The organism is Stenotrophomonas sp. BIGb0135, from assembly GCF_024810105.1.
Classification (GTDB): domain Bacteria; phylum Pseudomonadota; class Gammaproteobacteria; order Xanthomonadales; family Xanthomonadaceae; genus Stenotrophomonas; species Stenotrophomonas maltophilia_AB.
Genome location: NZ_JANUDX010000008.1, coordinates 132,477 through 154,479, shown reverse-complemented (window position 1 = coordinate 154,479; position 22,003 = coordinate 132,477). Strand labels below are relative to the sequence as shown.

At 68.5% G+C, this 22,003-nt stretch carries 20 protein-coding genes; 5 read left to right on the top strand and 15 right to left on the bottom strand.

Annotated features, from left to right (window positions below):
• The first annotated feature begins 7 nt into the window (after positions 1-7).
• The gene (locus M2421_RS15885) at positions 8-460 is read left to right on the top strand and encodes a GNAT family N-acetyltransferase (RefSeq protein WP_259208527.1); all 453 of its coding nucleotides are present in this window, start codon (positions 8-10) and stop codon (positions 458-460) included.
• On the opposite strand, the gene M2421_RS15880 is transcribed toward M2421_RS15885, so the two are convergent.
• Positions 445-1,224 (bottom strand): NAD(P)H-dependent oxidoreductase, encoded by a 780-nt coding sequence (locus M2421_RS15880; RefSeq protein ID WP_259208525.1) that lies wholly within the window; start codon positions 1,222-1,224, stop codon positions 445-447. The genes M2421_RS15885 and M2421_RS15880 overlap by 16 nt on opposite strands.
• 84 nt (positions 1,225-1,308) lie before the next feature.
• Between M2421_RS15880 and M2421_RS15875 the strand changes: the two genes are divergently transcribed.
• The 3 genes from M2421_RS15875 to M2421_RS15865 all read left to right on the top strand — a co-directional run bounded on the left by M2421_RS15875 (position 1,309) and on the right by M2421_RS15865 (position 5,850).
• Positions 1,309-2,208, top strand: a complete 900-nt coding sequence (locus tag M2421_RS15875; RefSeq protein WP_259208523.1) for a LysR family transcriptional regulator — start codon at positions 1,309-1,311, stop codon at positions 2,206-2,208.
• Between the two features lie 115 nt (positions 2,209-2,323).
• Positions 2,324-5,443, top strand: coding sequence for a discoidin domain-containing protein (locus M2421_RS15870; RefSeq protein ID WP_259208521.1), 3,120 nt, complete (start codon positions 2,324-2,326; stop codon positions 5,441-5,443).
• Positions 5,444-5,475: 32 nt separating this feature from the next.
• Positions 5,476-5,850, top strand: coding sequence for an Imm1 family immunity protein (locus M2421_RS15865; protein ID WP_259208519.1), 375 nt, complete (start codon positions 5,476-5,478; stop codon positions 5,848-5,850).
• Between the two features lie 3 nt (positions 5,851-5,853).
• Here the strand turns inward: M2421_RS15865 and M2421_RS15860 are convergent, their stop codons facing one another.
• From M2421_RS15860 to M2421_RS15815, 10 genes are all read right to left on the bottom strand, one after another.
• On the bottom strand, positions 5,854-6,828 hold the full coding sequence (locus M2421_RS15860; protein ID WP_259208517.1) for an ABC transporter substrate-binding protein: 975 nt from the start codon (positions 6,826-6,828) through the stop codon (positions 5,854-5,856).
• Between the two features lie 31 nt (positions 6,829-6,859).
• Positions 6,860-8,599, bottom strand: a complete 1,740-nt coding sequence (locus M2421_RS15855; RefSeq protein ID WP_259208515.1) for an amino acid ABC transporter permease/ATP-binding protein — start codon at positions 8,597-8,599, stop codon at positions 6,860-6,862.
• Positions 8,596-9,141: a GNAT family N-acetyltransferase gene (locus M2421_RS15850; protein WP_259208513.1), complete on the bottom strand. Its 546-nt coding sequence runs from the start codon at positions 9,139-9,141 to the stop codon at positions 8,596-8,598. Before M2421_RS15850 ends, M2421_RS15855 begins: the two co-directional genes overlap by 4 nt.
• On the bottom strand, positions 9,138-10,349 hold the full coding sequence (locus tag M2421_RS15845) for a M20 aminoacylase family protein (RefSeq protein ID WP_259208510.1): 1,212 nt from the start codon (positions 10,347-10,349) through the stop codon (positions 9,138-9,140). Before M2421_RS15845 ends, M2421_RS15850 begins: the two co-directional genes overlap by 4 nt.
• A gap of 12 nt (positions 10,350-10,361) precedes the next feature.
• Positions 10,362-11,705 (bottom strand): LLM class flavin-dependent oxidoreductase, encoded by a 1,344-nt coding sequence (locus M2421_RS15840; RefSeq protein ID WP_259208508.1) that lies wholly within the window; start codon positions 11,703-11,705, stop codon positions 10,362-10,364.
• A 16-nt stretch (positions 11,706-11,721) separates the two neighbouring features.
• A complete protein-coding gene (locus M2421_RS15835) occupies positions 11,722-12,717 on the bottom strand; it encodes an MsnO8 family LLM class oxidoreductase (protein ID WP_259208505.1) in 996 nt (331 codons plus the stop codon).
• Positions 12,718-12,731: 14 nt separating this feature from the next.
• Positions 12,732-13,094 carry a DUF3088 family protein gene (locus M2421_RS15830; RefSeq protein ID WP_038688750.1) on the bottom strand — a complete coding sequence of 121 codons (363 nt, stop codon included), beginning with the start codon at positions 13,092-13,094 and terminating at the stop codon, positions 12,732-12,734.
• Positions 13,095-13,243: 149 nt separating this feature from the next.
• Entirely contained in the window at positions 13,244-14,266 is a 1,023-nt protein-coding gene (locus M2421_RS15825; RefSeq protein ID WP_259208624.1) for an LLM class flavin-dependent oxidoreductase, read from the bottom strand.
• A 25-nt stretch (positions 14,267-14,291) separates the two neighbouring features.
• Positions 14,292-14,867 carry an FMN reductase gene (gene msuE / locus M2421_RS15820; RefSeq protein WP_259208498.1) on the bottom strand — a complete coding sequence of 192 codons (576 nt, stop codon included), beginning with the start codon at positions 14,865-14,867 and terminating at the stop codon, positions 14,292-14,294.
• A 44-nt stretch (positions 14,868-14,911) separates the two neighbouring features.
• Entirely contained in the window at positions 14,912-17,488 is a 2,577-nt protein-coding gene (locus tag M2421_RS15815) for a TonB-dependent receptor (RefSeq protein ID WP_310440137.1), read from the bottom strand.
• Between the two features lie 396 nt (positions 17,489-17,884).
• Here M2421_RS15815 and ftrA point away from each other — a divergent pair, with 396 nt between their 5' ends.
• Positions 17,885-18,883, top strand: coding sequence for a transcriptional regulator FtrA (ftrA, locus tag M2421_RS15810; protein ID WP_259208494.1), 999 nt, complete (start codon positions 17,885-17,887; stop codon positions 18,881-18,883).
• A gap of 12 nt (positions 18,884-18,895) precedes the next feature.
• Here the strand turns inward: ftrA and M2421_RS15805 are convergent, their stop codons facing one another.
• The 4 genes from M2421_RS15805 to M2421_RS15790 form a co-directional block, all read right to left on the bottom strand.
• On the bottom strand, positions 18,896-19,411 hold the full coding sequence (locus tag M2421_RS15805; RefSeq protein WP_259208492.1) for a hypothetical protein: 516 nt from the start codon (positions 19,409-19,411) through the stop codon (positions 18,896-18,898).
• Positions 19,412-19,549: 138 nt separating this feature from the next.
• Entirely contained in the window at positions 19,550-20,137 is a 588-nt protein-coding gene (locus M2421_RS15800) for a TetR/AcrR family transcriptional regulator (protein WP_259208490.1), read from the bottom strand.
• Between the two features lie 244 nt (positions 20,138-20,381).
• On the bottom strand, positions 20,382-21,089 hold the full coding sequence (locus tag M2421_RS15795) for a hypothetical protein (protein ID WP_259208488.1): 708 nt from the start codon (positions 21,087-21,089) through the stop codon (positions 20,382-20,384).
• Between the two features lie 120 nt (positions 21,090-21,209).
• The gene (locus M2421_RS15790; protein WP_259208486.1) at positions 21,210-21,848 is read right to left on the bottom strand and encodes a hypothetical protein; all 639 of its coding nucleotides are present in this window, start codon (positions 21,846-21,848) and stop codon (positions 21,210-21,212) included.
• Between the last annotated feature and the right edge of the window lie 155 nt (positions 21,849-22,003).

The following is a 22,003-nucleotide window of genomic DNA, read 5'->3' as shown; positions in this document are numbered from 1 at the left end:
ATACCCCGTGGGAAACACCGTCCAGTTCCGCCTCGCCCACGCCGGCGACCTGCCTGCGCTGATCGACATCGACAGCGTGGCCGCCCACGACCGGCGCCGCGTCGAGCTGTTGCAGCACTGGGTGGCGGCGCGCAGTTGCCACCTGCTGCTGCTCGACGGGCATGTGGTGGCCTACGGCGTGCTCCACCATCACTTCTTCGACAGTGGTTTCATCGAGATGCTGATGGTCGGTGCACACGTCCGTCGCCGCGGCCTGGGCGAGGCCCTGCTGCAGCACCTGGTGTCACGCTGCGAGCGACCGCGCCTGTTCACCTCCACCAACCGGTCCAACCAGCCGATGCACGCGCTGCTGGCGCGCAACGGCTTCATCGCCAGCGGACAGATCGACAACCTCGACCCTGGCGACCCGGAGCAGGTGTTCTTCCGGCCCGGCGCGCGTGCCGCTCAGCCTGCGATGTGAATGCCCAGCCCGCCCTCGCCCTCGGCCAGCCCGTCGCGGAGGGTGAGCGTGGGAATCACGTAGTCGCCGCCATTCTGCCGACGGTAGGCAATGGCCGGATCGCTGGCCAGTCCGTCCAGGCGTCTGCCCAGCTGCTCCAGCAGCGCGGGATACGTGGCCTGATCCACCCGGCCGGTGCGGTAGATCACGTGCGCCGGCAGCACCTCGAAGCCGGGATAGAACAGGATGCCGTGCTGGATCGGGAACAGCACGTCCTCGATCGGCCCGTTGATGCCGCGCGGGCCGTAGTGCGACGCCCAGCCGCCGGTGGTGACCACCAGCATCGCGCGCTTGCCGCTCATCGCGCCTTCGCCATAGCGGTCGCCCCAGTGCGTGTCCGAATGCTCGCCGACACCGTAGGCGAAACCATAGGCGTACACCCGATCGACCCAGCCCTTGAGGATGGCCGGCATCGAGAACCACCACAGCGGGAACTGCAGGATGACCGCATCGGCCCAGCGCAGCTTGTCCTGCTCGGCGGCGATGTCCGCGCTCTGGGCGCCGGTGGCGAAGGCCTGCCGTGAGTCCAGCGACGCGTGGAAGGGCGCAGACGGATCGCGCCCCACATGGTCATCCGCATCCACCTGGGCCTTCCAGCGCATGGCGTAGAGGTCGGACACCTGCACGCAGTGGCCGGCGCGTTGCAGGCGCTGGACGGTGAAGTCCTTGAGCGCGCCGTTGAGCGAGGTGGATTCGGGGTGGGCGTAGACAAGCAGGACGTTCATGGGCACTCCAATTCGGGATTGCCAACCACCTTAGGTGGCGCCCGGCTATAGTAGAAATGAATTCCTTGCATTCCAGGCATTGCCATGGACGATACCTTGCGTCGCATCGACCTCAACCTGCTGGTGACCCTGCAGGCCCTGCTGGAAGAGCAGAACGTCACCCGTGCCGCCGAGCGACTGCACCTGGCCCAGCCGACGGTGAGCGTGCAGCTGGGCCGGCTGCGCGACGTGTTCGACGATCCGCTGCTGTTGCCCGGCCCCCGCGGCATGCGCAGCACCGCCCGCGCCGATGCGCTGCGCGAGCCGCTCGCCGACGCACTGGCCGCGCTGCAGCGCGCGGTTGCGCCGGTGCAGCCGTTCGATCCCGGCCAGGCCGCGCTCACCTGGCGCATCATGGCCTCGGACTTCGGGGAAACCACCGTCGTGCTGCCTGCCCTGCCCGCGCTGCGCCAGGCCGCACCCTCGACGCGGCTGGCCGTGGTCGGCCTGGTACCGGGCCAGATGGTGTCGCAGAGCGAGCGCGGCGCCATCGACCTGGCGATCCACATCACCTCCGAAGCACCACCGAGCCTCCACCACCGCCCCCTTTTCCAGGAGCGCTACGTACTGGCCGGCCGCCGCGACCACCCGCGCCTCAAGCGCCGGCCCACGCTCAAGCAGTTCTGCGCGCTGGACCATGTGATCGTCTCGCCCGATGGCGGCGGCTTCCACGGCAATACCGACAGCGCGCTGGCGCACGCCGGGGCACGCCGCAACGTGGTTCTGTCGGTGCCGCACTTCCTGTTCCTGCGCAGCGTGCTGCTGCGCACCGACCTGGTGGCGATGATGCCCTCGCGCCTGGTCGCGCAGGATCCGGCGCTGAAGGCGGTCCCCGCACCGATCGAGGTGCCGGGCTTCGAGATGGTGATGCTCTGGCACGAGCGCGTGCACCGTGACCCGGCGCACCGCTGGCTGCGCGAACGGATCGTGGCGGGGCTGGGCTGACCGGTACCGGCGGCAGGGCGCAGTCGAAAACGATATTGCGACGCGTCATGTAAACGGTTACATCCCCTGCTAGCGTTGGCCCCACCTCATGTCGAGGGTCGCCGAGGAGAGCTTGATGGGGTTGCCTGCCGATCGCCGCACCGTCCCGCGCCCGCCTGCAGAGCGCCTCGCGCGCAGCCTGCTGCTCCCGGCCCTGCTGCTGGCCCTGGGCGCAACCGCGCAGAACCTGCCGCCGCGCAGCCAGTGGCACGCCAGCAGTTCCTCGCAGCAGGTCCCGGCGATGGCGGTCAGCCACCTCATCGACGGCGACCCGAAGACCGTCACCGGCGGCGCCTTCAGTCCCGGCCACTGGTTCCAGGTGGACCTGGGCAACACGGCGTCGCTCAGCGGTGCGCAGATCACCTGGGATGTCTCCAACCCGGAAGGCTACACGCTGCAGACCTCGCTGGACGGCACGCAATGGCAGCCCGCCTACACCATGGCCGACTCGCTGGGCGGCATCGAAACCCTGTACTTCGCCCCACGCCAGGCGCGTTACCTGCGCCTGGCCAGTCCGGACCGCACCTCCGACTGGGGCGTGTCGATCTTCGAACTGGAGCCGCTGGACGCCGCCAGCAGCGCGCGCGTGGCCGCGCTCACCCCACAACAGGCCGCCGCCGTGTGGCAGGGCGGCGGAGCAGTCCCGGTACCGCCACTGAAGAGCGGCACGCACGCACTCGACATCACCCTGCCCCGCCCACAGGCCACCACCGGCCTGGTCGTGGAATGGGCCGGCGCGCACGGCGCGGCGCGGCTGCAGGCGCAGGACACACACGGCGCATGGCGTGACCTTGCCACCGACGCGCAGGCCGGCAGCCGCCCGCAGAGCTGGCTGGCGGGCAGCGCGCCCGTGACGGCCAAGGCGTTGCGCCTGAGCGTGGCCGGCGACGCCCCGCAGGTTGCGCGCCTGCGCCTGCTCGGCCCGAAGGCGGTGATGACGCCGATGAAGCGATACCAGATCGCCGCCAGTGGCGCGCAACGCAGCCTGTTCCCCGCCTCGCTGCACATGCAGCAGACCTACTGGACCGCGGTCGGCATCCACGGCGGCCGGCAGAAGTCGATTTTCGACGAGTACGGCAACATCGAGGCATTCAAGGGGGCGCCGCTGGTGCAGCCGATCTGGCGCAACGCCGATGGCAGCACCGCCGGCGCCGCCGACCATCCCGTGCAGCATGCCCTGCGCGATGGCTGGAAGCCCATGCCGTCGGCCACCTGGTCGCCCCAATCGGGGCTGCAACTACGCAGCGAAACCTTCGCCATCGAACGCGACGGGCAGCCGGTGACGTACCTGCGCCACCGCCTCACGAACACTGGCAGCACGCCGGTGCACGGAACGTTGGCGCTGGTGGTGCGGCCGATGCAGATGAACCCGCCGTGGCAGAACGGCGGCCTTTCGCCGATCCGCGAGATCGCGATCGACGGCCGCAGCGTGCGCGTCAATGGGCGTCGCCTGCTGCAGTCGCTGAGCGCGGTGGATGCCGCCGGTGCCGCGCCGTTCGGGCCCGATGGCAACGCCGAGATCACCGCGGCGATCGCCAGCGGCGTGCTGCCCACCGCGCAGCACGCCCGCGACGCCGACGGCCTGGCGGCGGCCGCGCTGCGCTACCGCGTGCAGCTGGCACCCGGTGAAAGCCGCGCCGTGGTGGTGGCCTTCCCGCTCGGCACCGCCGCGACCGGTTCCGATGGCGCGTTGCCCGAGGCACCCCCGCTGGACCTGGCCGATGCCCCGCGCGACGCCGATGCCGCCTTCGACGCATTGGCCAGGCGCGCCTCCGACGACTGGCAGGCACGCCTGGGCCAGGTCGGCCTGCGCCTGCCCGACCCGTCACTGGTGGACATGCTGCGCGCGCAGGCCGCCTACATGCTGATCAACCAGACCGGGCCGGCCATGCAGCCCGGCCCGCGCAACTACAACCGGTCCTTCATCCGCGACGGCATGGCCACCTCGGCGGTGCTGCTGCGCATGGGCGAGGCCAAGGTCGCGCGCGACTACCTGGCCTGGTACAGCGAGCACGGCGTGCACGCCAACGGGCTGGTATCGCCCATCCTCAACGACGACGGCAGCGTCAACACCGGGTTCGGCTCGGATATCGAGTACGACAGCCAGGGCCAGTACGTCACGCTGGTGGCCGACGTCGCACGGCTGGACGGCGGTCCCGAGTCGGTCCGCGACTACCTGCCCAAGGTGAAGGCCGCACTGCGCTTCCTGCAGGAACTGCGCGAGCGCACGCTGGTGCCCGGCTACATGGCCAGCCAACCCTCGCCCGAGCGCTTCGCCGGCATTCTTGCGCCGTCGATCAGCCACGAAGGCTATCCCTCGCCCACCCACAGCTACTGGGACGACTACTGGGGCCTGAAGGGCTGGCACGACGGCGCGTGGCTGGCCGACTCGCTGGGTGACCACGAAACCGCCGCGTGGGCACGCGCGCAGTACAAGGCGCTGTACGTCGCCCTCGGTGCGTCGATCCGGGCGACGATGGCCTGGAAGGGCATCGACTTCATCCCGTCCTCGGCCGATCTCGGCGACGGCGATCCGACCGGCGTCTCGATCGCGCTGGACCCGACCGGCGCACAGAGCGTGCTGCCGCCCGAGGCACTGCGCACCACCTTCGCGCGCTACCTGGAGGACGTGCGCAAGCGCAGGCAGCCCGGCGCGCTGTATGCCTATACCCCGTACGAGATCCGCAACGTACTCAGCTACGTGCACCTGGACCAGCCAGCCGCGGCCGAGGAGCTGTTGCAGGGCCTGTTGCACGACCGCCGCCCGCTGGAATGGCAGGTACTGGCCGAAGTGGTGCACTCGCGGCTGCGCTTCCCGCGCTACCTCGGCGACATGCCGCACACCTGGATCGGTGCCGAATACGGGCGCACGCTGTTTGGCATGTTGATGCGCGAAGACGACGACGCACTGTCGCTGCTGCCGGGTGCGCCGCCGTCGTGGGTGGCTGGCGAAGGCCTGGCCATCGAGCGCCTGCCCACCGCCTACGGCACCCTGCAACTGCAGGCGCGGCAGCGCGACGATGCGCTGCGGCTCACGTTGGGCCCGGGCCTGCGCAAGGACGCCGCCGTGCGCGTGTGGTGGCCGTCGCGCACGCGGCCGGCCAGCGTGCGCGTGGATGGGCGCGCGGTGAGCGACTACGATGCAGACGGCGTGCTGCTGGCGCGGCCGTTCCGCACGCTGGAGGCGCGCTGGTGAGCGGACTGCACACCCCCGGGCAGGACGCGGGCATGATCGCGATGGACATCAACGGGCACGCCGTGGCGGTGGCATCGCCGGCCCAGCTTGAACAGGCCCTCGCCCGGGCCAGGCAGCTGCCACGCTTTGAATTGTGGATGACCAGCCCGGCCGGGACGACGCTCTGCATGCTGCGCAACGGCGCCCATGCCTGGCTGATGTTCGTGCCCGGCGAAGGCGAGCCGGGGGTGCGCTCCTGCGGCGATCCGGCGCGGCCGGGATCGGTCGACTACCTGCTGGGCAACGGTCAGCTGGACCCCTACCCGCTTTCCTGGTGCGTGGAGGTCGAGCACTGCCTCGGCGCCCTCGCCAGCTTCCATCGCAGCGGCGGTGACCGGCCGCAGGGCATCGCCTGGGCCGATCCCTGACCGTCACAGATCGGGCAGCCCCGGCGGATTGGTCTGCGATAGGGGCACCGCCTCTTCGCTCACGTTCCAGCGCTTGAGGGCCTGTGCGTAGGTACCCGAGGCGATCTGGGTGTTCAACGCCTGGGTGATCGGCGCGGCCAGGCCACTGCCCTTGCGCGTGGTCACCGAGATAGCCGCCGCGTCCGGCCAGCCACCGGGAAACAGGCCGACCCGGCGCACCTTGCCATCGCGGGCGGAGTACGCGCCGGTGGCATTGGGCTCGAAGGATACATCCGCGCGCCCGGTGATCACCGCCAGGCGCCCGACCACCGCATCGTCGAAGTACTGGTACTCCACCGGCTTCAAACCGGCGGCGATGTTCTGCCGGTCCCATGCGCGCAGGATCTGGTCCTGGTTGGTGCTCGCCCCGACCACCACCTTCAGCCCGGCCACGTCGGCCGACGTGGTGATCTTGCGGATCGGCCCATCGGTGCGCGTGTAGATGCCAAGCAGGTCGAACCGGTAGCTGGAAAAGTCGAACTTCTGCTTGCGGGCCTCGGTCACGGTGATGTTGGAGATCACCGCATCGTATTTGCCCGACTCCAGCCCCAGCGGCCAATCCGGCCAGGCCACCGGCACCAGCACCAGCTTCAGGCCCAGGCCGTCGGCGATCAACCGGGCGATGTCTGGTTCGACCCCCACGATCTGTTTGTTGTCGGCGCCGTAGTCAGCCAGCGGCAGTTGCCCCGGATGCGTGGCCACGGTCAACGTGCCCGGGGTGACGAACGTGAAGCCGGCCGGGATCAAAGCGGTCGCCTTCGGATCCGGCGTGCCCTGCAAGGCCGGCGCGGCATCACCGGCCAGCGTAGCGCGCGCCGCCGGTGCCGGGCCGCTGCCCTGCTGGACGCGCGAGTAGACGATGCCGGCAACACCGATCACCAGCACTGCGGCAATCAGTGCGCCGCCGGTGGAGACACGTCGCTTGTGGGGGGCGTTCATGCGGATTCCCTGCAAAAAGTGAAAGGTACGGTTACAGCGTCTTGGCAAGGAACTCGGCCGTGCGCGGTTGGCGCGGCCGGTCGAACACCACCGCCGGCGGACCCTGCTCCACCACCCGGCCCTGGTCCATCATCACCACGTGGTCGGCCACGCGGCGGGCGAAGCCCAGCTCGTGGGTAACGATCACCAGGGTGGTGCCCGAGCGCGCCAGCTCTTCGATCACGCTCAGCACCTCGGCCACCAGCTCCGGGTCCAGTGCCGAGGTCGGCTCGTCGAACAGCAGCACCTTGGGCTGCAGCGCCAACGCACGCGCAATGGCAATGCGCTGCTGCTGGCCACCGGAAAGCTCACGCGGATAGGCATGCGCCTTGTCGGCCAGACCGATCCGCTCCAGCAGGTCGTACGCCTGCTGCTCGGCCTGGACGCGGGCAATGCCGCGCACCGCGATCGGTGCCTCCACAATGTTCTCCAGCGCGGTCAGGTGCGGGAACAGGTTGAAGCTCTGGAACACCATGCCCACATCGGCACGGCGGCGGCGGATTTCGCCTTCGGGCAACTCGTACAGGGTGTCGCCCTCGCGGCGGTAGCCCACCAGCTGCCCGCCCACGGTCACGAACCCTTGGTCGGCACGTTCCAGGTGGTTGATTAGGCGCAGCAGGGTGGATTTGCCGGCGCCGGACGGGCCGATCAGCACGGTGACGCTGCCTGCCTTCAACTCCAGGTGCACGTCATCGAGCACGGCCTGGTCGCCGAACGCTTTGCCCACGCCCTGCAGTGACACCGTGGCGCCGTTGCCCCGCAGGACCGGGGTGATCGACGGACGCGACCCGGCGCGGGCAGCGGTGGCCGCTGCAGGCGAACGTGGCGGCGCCTTGGACACCGTGCGTTCGCGCTGCAGCTGGCCGCGCGCGAAGCGTCGCTCGATGCGGCGCTGGGCCAGCGACAGCACGGTGAGGATGACCAGGTACCAGACCGTGGCCACCATCAGCAGCGGCACAACTTCGAGGTTGCGCCGGTAGATCACCTGCACGGTGTAGAAGAGTTCCGGCAACGCCAGCACGTAGACCACCGAGGTGCTCTTGGCCAGTCCGATCACGTCGTTGAACGCGGCCGGCAGGATCGAGCGCATGGCCTGCGGCAGGATGATGCGGCGGATCTGCCGCCCGCGCGGCAGCCCGAGCGCCGCCGAGGCTTCGTACTGTCCGTGGTCCACCGAGAGAATGCCGCCGCGGATCACCTCGGCCGAGAACGCCGCCTGGTTGAGCGTCAGCCCCAGCACCGCGGCGGTGAACACGCCGATCAGCTGCGTGGTCGGGTACGAGAACAGGGTGATGCTGGTGAACGGTACGCCCAGCGCGATGGTGCTGTACAGATAGCCCAGGTTGTTGAGCAGCAGCAACAGCACCAGCAATGGGATCGAGCGGAACAGCCACACGTAGCCCCACGACACTGCCGCCAGCAGCGGCGAGCCGGACACCCGTGCCAACGCCAGCACGGTGCCCAGGCCGAAGCCCAGCGCCGTGCCCAGGGCGGTCAGCCACAACGTGCGGGCCAGCCCTTCCAGCACCGGGCGGGCGAAGAACCATTCGGCGAACGTGCCCCAGCCCCAGCGCGGGTTGCCCAGCACCGACTGCAGGCCGAACAGGATCAAGGCCAACGCCAGCACGCTACCGGCCAGTTGCAGCGGATGCCGCGCCGGGACGATGCGCAGCGCAGGCGATGGCGTGGTGGGTGTTGCGATGCCCGGCAGCGTGCTGGATGGAGTACTCATGCGTGGACTCCCTGCCGCTGCAGCGGCGCGGCGTTGGCAGCCGGATGCAGCAGCGGCAGATGCTTTTCGAACGGCAGGTGGGCCACGGTTTCCGGGTCGGCGTGCAGGTCGAACAGCGCGCGGTAGCCATGGCCCAGGTACAGCCCCACCGCTTCGGGCTGGCGGAATCCGGTGGTCAGGTACGCGCGCCGGTAGCCCTGCCGCACGGCCTGGTCCTCCAGCTCCTGCAGCACGCGCCGCGCGATGCCCTGCCGGCGCAGCCCCGGCAACGTCCAGATCCGCTTGAACTCGGCGGTGTCGGCATCACGGTGCGGCATGAACGCCCCGCCGGAGATGGCCGCGCCGTCGCGCAACAGCAGCACGAACGCCCCCACCGGCGCGGCGAATGCCTCGGCCGGGTAGCGCTCCAGTTCTTCGCGGGCGCTGCCGCCGATACGGCCACGTACATCCGCGTAGCGGCTGTCGTACTCCTGCTCCAGTCCATCGAACAGCGGCCTGGCCAGCGGGTCGTGCACCGAGGTGTACAGGAACAGGTCGCTCATGCCGCATCCTCCACCAGGTAACGCTCGGCCAGCCGCGCCCACAGGCTGGCCGCCGGCGCGATGGCTGCATCGTTGAACACGTAGCGCGGGCTGTGCAGCGGCGCACTGTCGCCGTTGCCCACGAACACGAAACTGCCCGGCCGCGCCTGTAGCAGGAAGGCGAAATCCTCGCTGGCGGTGCGCGGCGCAAACCCGTCCACCACCTGCTGCGCACCGAACTCGTCCAGCGCCACCTGGCGCACGAACGCGGTCTGCTCGGGATGGTTGATCACGCTGGGAAAACCACGCGGGAACTCGACCTCGGCACGCGCACCGAAGGCGGCCGCGGTGTGTTCGGCAATCTCGGTGACGCGGCGGCGTAGAGTGTCGCGCACGTAGGGAAGGTAGGCGCGCACGGTCAGGCTCAGCTCGACCGCATCGGGAATCACGTTGGCGGCCTTGCCACCGTGGATGGAGCCCACCGTGACCACGCCCATCTGGCGCGGGTCCACATTACGCGACACCACGCTCTGCAGCGCGGTCACGATATGCGCCGCAGCCAGGATCGGATCCACGCTGCCCTGCGGCTCGGCACCGTGGCCGCCCTTGCCCACCACCCTCACTTTCGCCCAATCCACCGACGCCATCGACGGGCCATCGACGAACCCGAAGTGCCCCACCGGCACGCCGGGCCAGTTGTGCAGACCGTAGATCGCATCCACCGGGAAGCGTTCGAACAGGCCGTCGGCGATCATTTTCGATGCGCCCGAACCGGTTTCCTCGGCCGGCTGGAACACCAGCTGGAGGGTGCCGTCGAAGCGCCCGTGGTGGGCCAGGTAGTGCGCGGCCGCGAGCAGGATGGCGGTGTGGCCATCGTGGCCGCAGGCATGCATCAGCCCTTCGCGCTGGCTGGCATAGTCGAGCCCGGAATCCTCGTGGATGGGCAGCGCATCGATGTCGGCGCGCAGGCCCAGCCGACGGCTGCCCTGCCCGCGCTGCAGCGTGCCCACCACGCCGGTGCCGCCCACCCCGGTGGTCACCTGGTAGCCCCACTGCTGCAGCAGCTCGGCCACGCGGGCACTGGTGCGGTGCTCCTCGAAGGCCAGCTCGGGGTGCTGGTGCAGGTCGTGGCGGATCGCAATGGCGTCGGCATTGCGCGCTGCGATGGCAGGCAGCACGCCGCCGTGCAGGGGAACGATATCAGCCGGGGGCCGGTGCAGAATGGTCATCGTGATGCTCCTTCAGCCGGCCTTGCGCACGGGTGCGGTGTCGCCGGCGTGGCGGCTGGCCTTGCGCGGCAGCCCCAGGTGGTCACGCAACGTGCCGCCCTCCAACGTGCCGCGGTGGTAGCCCCGCGCCTGCAGGATCGGCAACACCTGGCCGACGAAATCGTCCAGGCCCTCGCGCTGCACCGAGAAGCCCAGGATGAAGCCATCGCTGGCACCGGCCTCGAACCAGCGGATCAGCTCATCGGCCACGTGCTCGGCGGTGCCGATGAAGTTCGGTCGCGGGCTGACCGCCTGCAACGCTACCTGGCGCAGGGTCAGGCCCTGCGCGCGGGCGTCCTGCTTGATCTTGTCGGTGGTTGACCGGAAGGAGTTGGCACCGATGTCGCCCAGTTCCGGGAACGGACCGTCCGGGTCGTACTGGCTGAAGTCGTGGTGGTCGAAGAAACGCCCCAGGTAGGCCAGCGCATCGTCCAGCCCGGCCAGCGCGGCGATGGCCTGGTACTTGGCTTCGGCCTCTTCGGCGGTAGCGCCGACGATCGGCCCGATGCCCGGGAAAATCTTTACATCGGCGGCGCTGCGACCGTGTGCGATCGCCGCATTCTTCACCTTCTGGGTGAACGCGCGGGTTTCTTCCAGCGACGGCGCATGGGTGAACACCGCATCGGCGTATTTGCCGGCCAGCGCAATGCCGTCGTCGGAAGCGCCGGCCTGGAAGATCACCGGTTGCCCCTGCGGCGAGCGCTGGATGTTGAGCGGGCCTTCCACCTGGAAGAACCGGCCCTTGTGGTCCAGCCGGCGGAATTTCTCAGGCGCGAAGAAGGTGCCGCTGTCGCGATCGCGCACGAAGGCATCGTCATCCCAGGAATCCCACAGGCCCTGCACCACCGCCAGGTACTCGTCGGCGATCTGGTAGCGCAGCGCATGCTCGGGATGCGCGCGGCCGTAGTTCCGCCCCGAGCCTTCCAGCGGCGAAGTCACCACGTTCCAGCCCGCGCGCCCGCCGCTGATCAGGTCCAGCGAGGCGAACTGCCGTGCAACGGTGTAGGGATCGCTGTAGGAGGTGGACAAGGTGCCGGCCAGGCCGATCTTCGTGGTGGCCGTGGCCAGCGCCGACAGCAGCGTGATCGGCTCGAAGCGGTTGAGGAAATGCGGAATCGATTTTTCGTTGATGTACAGGCCATCGGCAACAAAGCCGAATGCGATGCCGTGGTCTTCGGCGGTGCGTGCCACGTCGATGTAGTACTGCAGGTTGACGCTGGCATCGGCCACGTTGGAGGGATGCTTCCAGGCGTGCATGTGGCTTCCGGGGCCCTGCAGCATGATGCCGAACGGAATGGGACGCGGGGTCTTGGTCATGGCGTTCTCCTGGGGATCAGGCCACCGCCGCGCGGGGCGCGGGCGACAGCAGTTCGAGTGAGGTGAGGCGTGCGTCGAGGTCGGCCACCGGCGCATCCAGGATGAATTCCCCCACACCGAAACGCTGGTGCAGGTCGTCCAGCGCGCGGCGCACGTGGTGGGCATCGCCGGCCAGCACGCTGGGGTGGGTCTCTTCGATGCGGTAGTCGGCCACGCCCACCTGGCGCGCGTACTCGGCGGCGGCCTCCGCGCTGGGCAGGTTCACCGTCTGCCCGGGCGCGAGGTGCAGCTTGTAGATGCGCAGTGCCCCGAGGTGGTGCGCGGCAGCCTCGGCGGTCGTGGCGGCGAAGGCCACGGTGGCCAGCAGCGGCGCCTGCGGTGACACGTCGCGGTAGGCGTTGAACGCGGCCTCGATGCTGCGCGGGTCGCCATCGAAATGCGCCGCATAGACGAAACGCCAGCCCAGCTCGCCGGCCAGGCGGGCACTCTGCGGACTGGCCCCCAGCAGGAAGCGCTCCGGCGGCGTCTGCGGCAGCGGCCGCGCCTGCGCGGCGGCATGCGGATGATCGACCGGCAGGCTGCCCGCCAGGAAGCCCTCCAGGTCCTGCAGCTGCTGCTCGAACGTACCCACCGCGGCACGCCCGGCCGCCAGCGCCGCGGTGGACGCCGGCAGCCCGCCGGGCGCCTTGCCGATGCCGAGGTCGACCCGCCCGGGCGCCAGGCTCGCGAGCAGGTTGAAGGTTTCGGCCACCTTGTACGGCGCGTAGTGGCGCAGCATCACCCCGCCGGTACCCACGCGGATGCGCGCGGTCTGTGCCAGCACCCAGGCCGCCAGCACTTCCGGCGCCGGACTGGCCAGTTGCGGGGTGGCGTGGTGTTCGGCGAACCAGTACCGGTGGTAGCCGAGGCGCTCGGCATGCTGGGCCAGGCGCAGGCTGTCGCGCAGCGCCTGCTCGGGCGTGCCGCCGTCGCGGATCGGGCTTTTGTCCAGCACGCTGGTCAGGTAACTCATCGTGTTTTCCTTGCTCAGGGATGGGCCACGGGAATGCCCAGCAACCCGTTCAGCGCGGCCAGGATCGGTTCGGCACCGGAGATGTACTGGCGATCGTCGTGCGCGCCACTGGCATGCGCCGACTGCACGCCTTGCGGCAGCACCAGCTTGGGCAGCGACTGGTCCTGTTCGCCGATCTCGGCAATCACTTCGCGGCGCGGCCGGGCAAATCCGATCCGGCGTACATCCAGCTGCGCATCCAGCCCCTCGATGCTCGACAGCGCGCCTTCCAGCAGAAGGCTGTGCCGGCAGAAAAAGCGCTGGCCTGGCAGCTGGCCGTCTTCGAATTCACGGTCGAGCAGGAACAGGATGGGTTTATTCGGGGGATAAGCAGACACGGATACGTTCCTCGTCATGGCCGGCAACAGCGCGCCGTTGGAACCTTGATGCTAGAGATGCGGCCGCGTGGGCCTGCGTCGTAACTCGACAATCAGCGGTCGGATCCGGCCACGCAAATGCGCGTTGGCCATATGCAAACCGCCTGGGGTTATGGGGCCGCACGCAACCGTGGCGCAGCGGCAGCGCCCGCCCACCCAAGCGCCGGCGCAATCTGTTCGGCCACGATCTGCAGAATCCGCCGGTCGTCACTGGCGGGAAGTTCATAGGGCAGCTCCACGCGCAGCTCGTGGACCTGCTGCAGCACCGGATCGGCCTGCAGCAGGTCCACGATCTGCGCAGCGCTGCCCACTACGTCCGCGGCAAACACCGTGCGCCGCGGCCCTTGCGGTTCCAGCGTGCGCGCGTGGCGCTGCGCGGCGAATGCGAGCAGGCGCTGGCGGGTGGCAGCGTCGGCACCGTCCAGTGGCACCAGTACGCGACCCGCGGCGACGCGTGGCGCGGCACCCTCAGGCAGGCCGCGGCGATACACCGCCAGATGCTCGCGCTGGGTGGACACGAAGTCCGCATGGGTTTCAGCGCGCGCCACGTTGCCCAGCAGCAGGTGCAGGCCCTGCCCCGCCGCCCAGCGCGCCGACGGCAGCGAACCGGCGCCGTACCAGAGCCGACGTGCGAGCCCGGGCACATGCGGTTGCAGGCGCGGACGGTACTGCGACACCGCATTGCCCACCTGGGTATCCACGTTGCCCAACGGATGGCCGTGCAGGGCCTCGATCAGGCGCACCACCCGCGCGTGCGAAAAGTCGATGCGCGCCGGATCGCCATCGAACAGCAGGTGGCCCACCAGGTCTGCAAACGGCGGCGGTCCGGCACTCACACCCACCTGCAGGCGGCCACCGGCCAGCACGTCCAGCAGCGACAGATCCTCGGCCAGGCGGAACGGCGTTTCGTACCCGAGCTGGATCACCGCCGTGCCCAGTTCGATGCGCCGGGTGTGCTGGCTGGCCGCCGCCAGGAACACCGCTGCCGAGCTGATGCCCGGCTCCAGGTGGCGATGCCGCACCCACGCGCCGTCGTACCCCAGCGTTTCGGCAAAGGCGATCAGCGCCAACGCATCGTCCAGGCCGCTACGCGGATCGTCGGGCCGGTAACTGCCGGGGGTGAGGAAGGCCAGGTGCCGCAGCTACATGCGCCGACGCCTAGGCAATGCGGCGCAAGGGCACAGGCACCGCTGAGGGCGACAGGTGGGCCGCGGCACGCTCGGCAGCCAGCACGATCCGTGCCCGCAACGCGGCACAGCTGACCTGGTCGCCACTGAAATCGGCCGGCGTGGCGTACACACCGATCGGCAGCGTGTGCGCCTGCAGGAAGCTGAACAACGGGCGCAGCTGGTGGTCGATCACCAGCGCGTGCCGCTCACTGCCGCCGGTGGCCGCCAGCAGCACCGGCACATCCACCAGCGACTCCAGTCCGATGAAGTCCACCAGGTGCTTGAACAGGCCGGGATACGAGCCGCGGTACACCGGTGCAGCGGCAATCAGCAGGTCGGCCGCCTCGATCCGTTGCAGCGCCTGTTCGATGCGCGGCTCCACTTCCTCGCGGGTGAGCGCCTGCCCCAGCGAGCGTGCGATCGGCGAAAGTTCCACCAGCTGCACATCGATATGCAGCCGATGACGCAGCTGGTCCAGCAGCTGCCGTACCAGCAACAGCGTGCGTGAGTTGGCCGAGCTGGTCGGCGAGCCGATCAGCGCGACCACGTTCAATGCAGATGACATCGCCATGCTCCCTGTAGAGCCGACCGTTGGTCGGCTGCGTTTGCTCAGAACCGGTAGTTGATGCGCCCATACCAGAACGCGCCGATGGTGCTCAGCACATCACCGGTGTCCCAGGTAGTTTCGATGCTGGCCACGTCGGTGGCGCTGCGGGCGTACTCAGGCACCTTGCGGGTGCGCTTGTCGAACACGTTGTTGATGCCCAGCGCCGCGCTCCAGCCACCGCCCAGCTCGGCGCTGCCGGACAGGTTGGTGACCAGCACCGGCGGCTGCTTGTACTCCACCCCGTTGTTGAGGCGCTTGATCGGCCCGTAGTAGGTGAAATCGACATTCGAGCGCCAGCGCCCGTGTTGCCAGCCCAGCCCGGCCACCTGCGTGTAGGACGGCGTGCGGAAACGCAGCGCGTACTCGCTCGACTTCGTCAGCAGGTTGATGTTGGGCAACCCCTGCAGCGCCGCCGGGATGTCGCGCACCTTCTGGATGGTGGTGCGGCCCACATTGGCGGCGTAGCTCCAGCGCAGCTTGCCCCAGGCGGTTTCCTGGTTGGCTTCCACGGTCAGCTCCACGCCTCGCGTGCGGGTGTCGCCCACGTTGGTGAAGTAGCTGGCGTAGAACGCATCGCCCGGCAGGATGCTGATGCCCGCCGTGCCCAGCAGCGCATCGATCGTGTTCTTCTGCGCCGCACTCAGCACCGTGCCACTGTTGTCGGTGATCCGTGCCGGGTCCTGTGCGTTGTAGCCGATCTGGCTGGACTGGCCAAGCTGGCCGCGGATATCGATCTGGTAAGCATCCAGCGCCAGGTGGAAGGACGCGCTCGGGTCCCAGGTCACGCCGAGGCTGTAGTTGTTGGCCTTCTCCGGTTGCAGCGGCGTCGCCCCCAGCGCCAGCGCGACCGGCGAGGACACCTGCGCCACCAGCGTGGTGCCGCACGGGCAGCTGCCGGTGGCCTGGTAGTACTGTGCGCCCAGGCTCGGGGCATGGAAGCCGTTGCTCACCGTGGCACGCACGCCAACCGCATCGGTGACGTCAAAGCGCGTGGTCAGCCGCCCCGTGGAGACACTGCCAAAATCGGAATGGTCTTCCCAGCGCGCCGCCGCATCCAGATACCAGCGCGAGGTCACGTTCGTCGCCGCACCGGCATAGACCGCCTTGCTGTTGCGCGTGGCCTCCACCGCATCGGCGGTGGAATACCCCACGAACGCGGCGGCACCGAAGCCCGTGTACGACTCCCACTGCCCGGCCCCGCGCTCGTAGCGCTCGTGCTGGTATTCGGCACCGGCACTCACCTCCAGCGGCGAGGCGAACGCGCCCACCTCGAACCCGCGGCGCAGATCCAGGTTGGCGATGCCCTGCTGGTAGTCCAGCTTGCCGTCATAGAAATCGGTGGGCGCACCGGGATAGGTCAGCGAGAAGTTGGCCGAGTGGCGTGTGTAGGTGCGCACCGTGTTGCGATTGCCGGTCAGGCTGCCGTCGATGTCCCAGCCACCCCAATGGCCCTTGACCCCGGCGGTGCCGGTGTACTGCTTCTCCTTGGTTTCCAGTACCGGCAGGAAACCATCGGGCCACACATTCAACACGCTCGGCGCCTTGTAGGTGCCGAAGATCGTCGCCGGCAGGCGGAAGTTCTGGATCGCCTGCGCATCGCGGTCGCTGGCCGTGGCGGCGGCGTAGAACTGCGCGTTCTCGCCCAGGCCATGGCCAGCATTCACCGCCAGCGCGGTGAGCGCATAGGACGGCGAACTGAGGATCGTGTTGGCTTCCGGATCACGCGATGCCTCGGCCGGGTTCCACGTCGTGCCCGCAGGCAAGCGATTGTTGGGGCGAAGCGCCACCAGGTTGCCGCTGGCGTCCACCGCCGGGTAGCTCAGGTAGGCATCGATGTAGCGTCGCGTGCGGATCGCATGGTGCTGGCGGGTGTTCTCGCCGGACAGACTGATGAAGCCATCACGCCCCCACGGCAACCCGATGTTGGCGCGCACGCTGGTGCGGGTGCCATCGCCATCGATGCTCTGCCCGCTCTCCACCGACACATCGCCTCCCCGCGCGTTCGACTTGAGGATCACGTTGATCACCCCGGTGATCGCATCGGAGCCGTACAGCGCGGATGCGCCGTCGCGCAGCACCTCGATATGGTCGATGGCCGCGACCGGAATCAACGCGAGGTCGGTCCAGGCGTGGCCCGGGTAGCCGCCGCCGTTGGCGCCGCTGACATAGGCACTGGCGTTGCGGCGCTTGCCGTTGACCAGCACCAGCGTGTACCCCGGCGACAGGTTGCGCAGCTGGTAGCCCCGGATCAGGCTTTCCTGGTCGCTCTGGTAGCCACCGATCTGGCTCAGCGACGGCAGGCTGCGCTGCAGCGCTTCCAGCAGGTTGGCCTGCCCGGTGGACGCCAGGTCTTCGGCCGAAATCACATCGATGGGCGTGGAGCTGTTCTTGACCGTGCGGTTGCTGGTGCGCGAGCCGGTGACCACCACGGCATCCAGCGTGGAGGCGGCTGCGGTACCGGCGGCCGCCACCGAGTCCGGCGGTGCATCCGGTCCGGCGGCGTGGGCAGCACCTGCTCCCAGTACAAGCGCGATCAGGACAGACAGGGAAGACAGCGTCGGCACGCGTGCCGCAGGCAGGGAGCGGAAGGCAGGAGGCATGGGGACTCTTGAAGGAAGGAGGACGATCCGGTCCGCGACGGTGCGTCGCAGGGCATCAGCTGGCGTTGGGCGCAGCGCACCGGCAACATCGCGGCAGAGAGGGGAGGAACATTTCGCGGCCTGATCGGAAACAGGCCTCCATTCAAGGGCCTGCGCGCAGCGCGCAACAGTCGTTCACGCGCCACCCACCCGCAACATCGCGCCACGCACATGCCCGTTCGGCATGACCTTAGACGCCGACCCCGCGCACACGCCGCGCGTGGATGCCCCATCGCCGGGCATCGATGCGCGACACCGGCGGCCATATATCCCGATGGCATGACCTCATTCGCGCCCCGCCCTGCGTGGCCGCGCCTACCCCGCTAGCATCAAACGATGCTCTCCGCTCATGCCCCGCACACACCGCCCACCGTCGCCATTGCGGCCTGCCACGGCCAGGGCCTGTTCGAGTTCGGCTGCGCCGTCGGCCTGTTCGCGCCCATCCGCCCCGAGTTGGACGTGGCCTGGTACACCACCCAGGTGTGCGCCGCCGAACCCGGACCCCTGCGCATGCTCGGCGGCACCCACGTGCAGCTGCCTTACGGCCTGGAGGCGCTGGACCACGCCGACACCATCGTGGTGCCCGGCTGGCGTGATCCGGCCGAGCGCCCACCGCAGCCATTGCTGGATGCGCTCATCCGCGCCCATCAGCGCGGTGCACGCATCACCTCGATCTGTTCGGGTGCCTTCGTGTTGGCGTGGGCCGGCCTGCTCGACGGCCGCAGCGCCACCACCCACTGGCGGCTCACCGACACCCTCGCCCGCGAGTTCCCCAACGTGCGGGTGCGCGAAAACGCGCTGTACGTCGACGAGGGCAGCATCATCACCTCGGCCGGTTCGGCCACCGGCATGGACATGATGCTGCACCTGGTGCGCAAGGATTACGGCGCGCGCGTGGCCAACCTGGTGGCCGAGCGGCTGGTGTTGGCGCCGTGGCGGGACGCCGAGCGCAGCCAGCGCGTGGTGCGCTCGATACCGGTGGGTGAACCCACCCGGCTGGCCCGGCTGATGGAATGGCTGCGCCGCAACCTGCGCGAGGAACACTCGCTCAAGAGCCTGTCCGAGCAGGCCGCACTCAGCCAGCGCACGCTGCAGCGTCAGTTCCTCGACGCGACCGGGTTGTCACCGATCGACTGGCTGATCCGCGAACGCGTGGCCTACGCGCGCGAGCTGCTGGAAACCACCGACCGCCCGCTGCACTGGGTGGCCGAACAGGCCGGGTTTGGATCGCAGGAATCGTTCCGGCGGCATTTTCGCGGGCAGACCGCGCTCAGCCCGGCGACGTACCGCGACCGGCACCGGGAAGCCGCCACGGCGCGCGGGCCTGGCTGCTGACCGGCGGCTGCCTTATCCGGCACGCTGCAACTGGCCTGTGCCGCGCAACTGTGCCCGGATATGCCAGCACTGCAGCGCAAACCCGATCACGAACAGCACCAGCCACACCAGCAGCGTGCCCTGCACCACCGGCGCCAACGGTGCCTGCGCCAGCGGGTGTGCGGGAGGCAGGCGGGTCATGGTTTCATTGGTGCCCGGCACCAGCGACAGCAGGAATGTGAAAGACAGCGCAAAGGTGGCCAGGTAGGGCCTGAGCCGACCCAGGAAGCCCAGCCGAGGCACCAGCACCCCACCGAAGGCGATCAGCAGGATGACGACGCCAAAGGCGTGCCCGGGATTGAGGCCGCCCGTGCTGGAGACGGTGAACGAGGTGACCACCGACAGCACCAGACCCAGCAGATACACCTTGCCCGAGCGCGTGGCCGGATCGATGGCGCGATGCCGGATGAAGCCGTAGATGCCGGCGACCAGGGGAACCAGGCTGAGCGCCGTATGGATGACGCCGAGGTGCGAAAGCGGATGACTCATGGAAAGCCTCAGGAGGTAGGTGGTTATGGTTGCTGCCGGTTGATCGGGCACATCACTGGAATCGTGTACCTACTAGTAGGTAGATGCATGAGGTAAATAAAAGGGAACGACACGAAATGCGTCGTTCCCCGGTGAAAATCAGGCTGTCCTGACCAGCCGGGCTATCGAAAGCTGGCCCAGGGTATGGAAGGTATGCGGATCGCCGAAGCCACGTGCGGCCAGCATCGCCCCATGCACCGAGGCCATGAAGGCCCGGGCCTCGTCGGCGGCCGGACCCTGCAGGCAAAGCTGGCCAGTGGCGGCCCCCTTCTGCAGCACGGCGGTCAGCCAGGAGGTGAGGTCATCGAAGTGCCCCCGCACCTCCTCCACGATCTGCGCCGGCAGCAGCGGCAGCTCGGCGGCAAGCATGGCGCAGATGCAGAACGAGGAGGTGCCGCCGCGGATGCAGGTAGACCAGTAATCCACATACGCGTTGAGCTCTGTCAGCGGGTCGTCCAGCTGGCGGTCCAACACGGCCAGCCCCTCGCGCGCCTCGGCGCGATACAGCGCCACCACCACCTGCACCAGCTCGGCCTTGCTGGGGAAATGATGGTGGATGCTGGCCTTGCTGATGTTCACCCGCACGGCGATGTCGGCGTAGCTGAAACCGTTGTAGCCGCCCGTCTCGAGCAGGGTGCGGGCGTGGCTGACGATTTCGGCGGCTTTGGGGGAGAGTGCGTCTTTCATGAACTCATCCTACTAGTAGGTAGTCTCAACGTCAACTGGCACCCGCGCGTAGGACCAGGCACCCGCCGACCACACGGTTACGGCGCCAACAATGCCCGATGTGCCGCGCTGCGCGGGAGGTGCCCCATTGGCATGGCCGCCCACGCGGCAACGCGGTCGCATGCGATAAGAGCACCTCTCGACGCCCTTGTACGTTCACCGCATTACCCGATCACCCGCCGACATCGGGAACAAGCGTCTGTCGCTAACGACGTCGCTCATACTCGCGCTCAGGCATGGGCGTGACGATAAAGGAGCGCATCACGCTTGCGGCCAGTTCGCGCAGCTGCGCATCTGCGACGCGATCCGAGCTGACCCACCGCATGCCGATGTATCCATCGGCGCGCTGTTCCGCACGCGGGTACGGATCGCCCCAGATGCAACTCTCAAAGCGATCTTCGTTGAACTCAAACTGCCTGCAGCCGATCAATACCGAATCACGGCTCTTTTCCGGGCCGCTCTGCAGCATCCGATCCGTCAAGTTGCGAGTTTTCGCGGCGGAGAGCTTTTCCAGCCAGCCAAGCTGACTGGCACTGTCTGTCTCCATCTTCCTGGCCTGGAACGAATCGATGTTGCCGTCGGTGCAGACCACCCACCCTTCATAGCTGGATGCCTGCGGAGCCACCATCCGCCATTGGTTGGAACCGGTAGGCTCGAGTGTCCATCCCTTCGGGATGTCAAGTTGGAAGTTGGGGCACACCACACGCCCCTCGGGTACCAGCCGCGTAGCTGTCGCCGGTACATCCACCTGGGCGGCACAGCCCGCCGACGCCAGTCCCAGTACGGCAACCACAAGTGTGCGCAGGAGCCTCGCCATTGAAAACCGGCGACCAACGTGAGTGCCTGCGCCTTCCGCGCGGGCATGTCCGACGACATGGGTGGTCTTGGGGTGCTGCAGTACAACGATACTCATGTCCGCCTCCGTGCCATATCGATGCGGCCGTTTGATACAGCCTGTCCTCGAGCCCAGTTTACGTGCACGTCGCGCGGATGCCGGCGATGCGGGGTTGTGCATCTCGCACTCCCGCGCGCCCTAGGTCATTGCGCCCTTTGTGGGGCGGAACCCATCGCTGTGGAGCTCCCCGAGCCGGAACAGGTCGCCCGAATCGAAGCCCACGACCACGCCCACCGGCTCCACCGCACCCAGCAGCTGATAGATGCTTCCATCCAGCGAAGCGCGGAGCAGCAACGTTGCGAACGACAACGCAAACACTATGTGGCCGGGCGTGCCCAGTCCGGTAACCTCGTCCTCGTTGCAGATCACGCCGGCCGCTTTCAAGGTCGCCGAGCCGAGGTAGGCCTTGTCGGGATAGTGCCTGGGGTTGCGCCACAACCACTCGCAGGCCTTGTCCGCCGGTTCGTAGTGACCCAACAGACCGAAATACAGGTCCGCGAATTCCACCCCGTCGCGGGTGGCGCGTTCGCCAAGCCCGAAGTAGATCGCGCGCACCGGGAAGGGGCACGGTGCCCGCCGCAGCACGCGGGTGAGCCACTTGCCCACGCCGGCACTCTCTACCGAACAATCGAGTTCCTTCAGTACCGCCCAGGACGGGTGCGGGCTGCGCTGGTCGCCCCAGGCCAACAGCGTCCGCATGGACTGGCCGACGTCCGTAGAGGCGCGCACTTCAGCAGCCAACAGGCGGTAGAAGGCGCGGTAATCCAGCTCTGACATCGTGCTTCCTTGCGGGTACGGGTGGAACCGCGAACTGTAGCGCCTGACGGCGGAATTCGATAAGGCAGTCTCGTCACCTCAGCAGGTTCTGCCACCAGGGTGGGCAGGATGCTGCACCTGGTGCACATGGATCACCTCTCGGGTATCAAACCTGG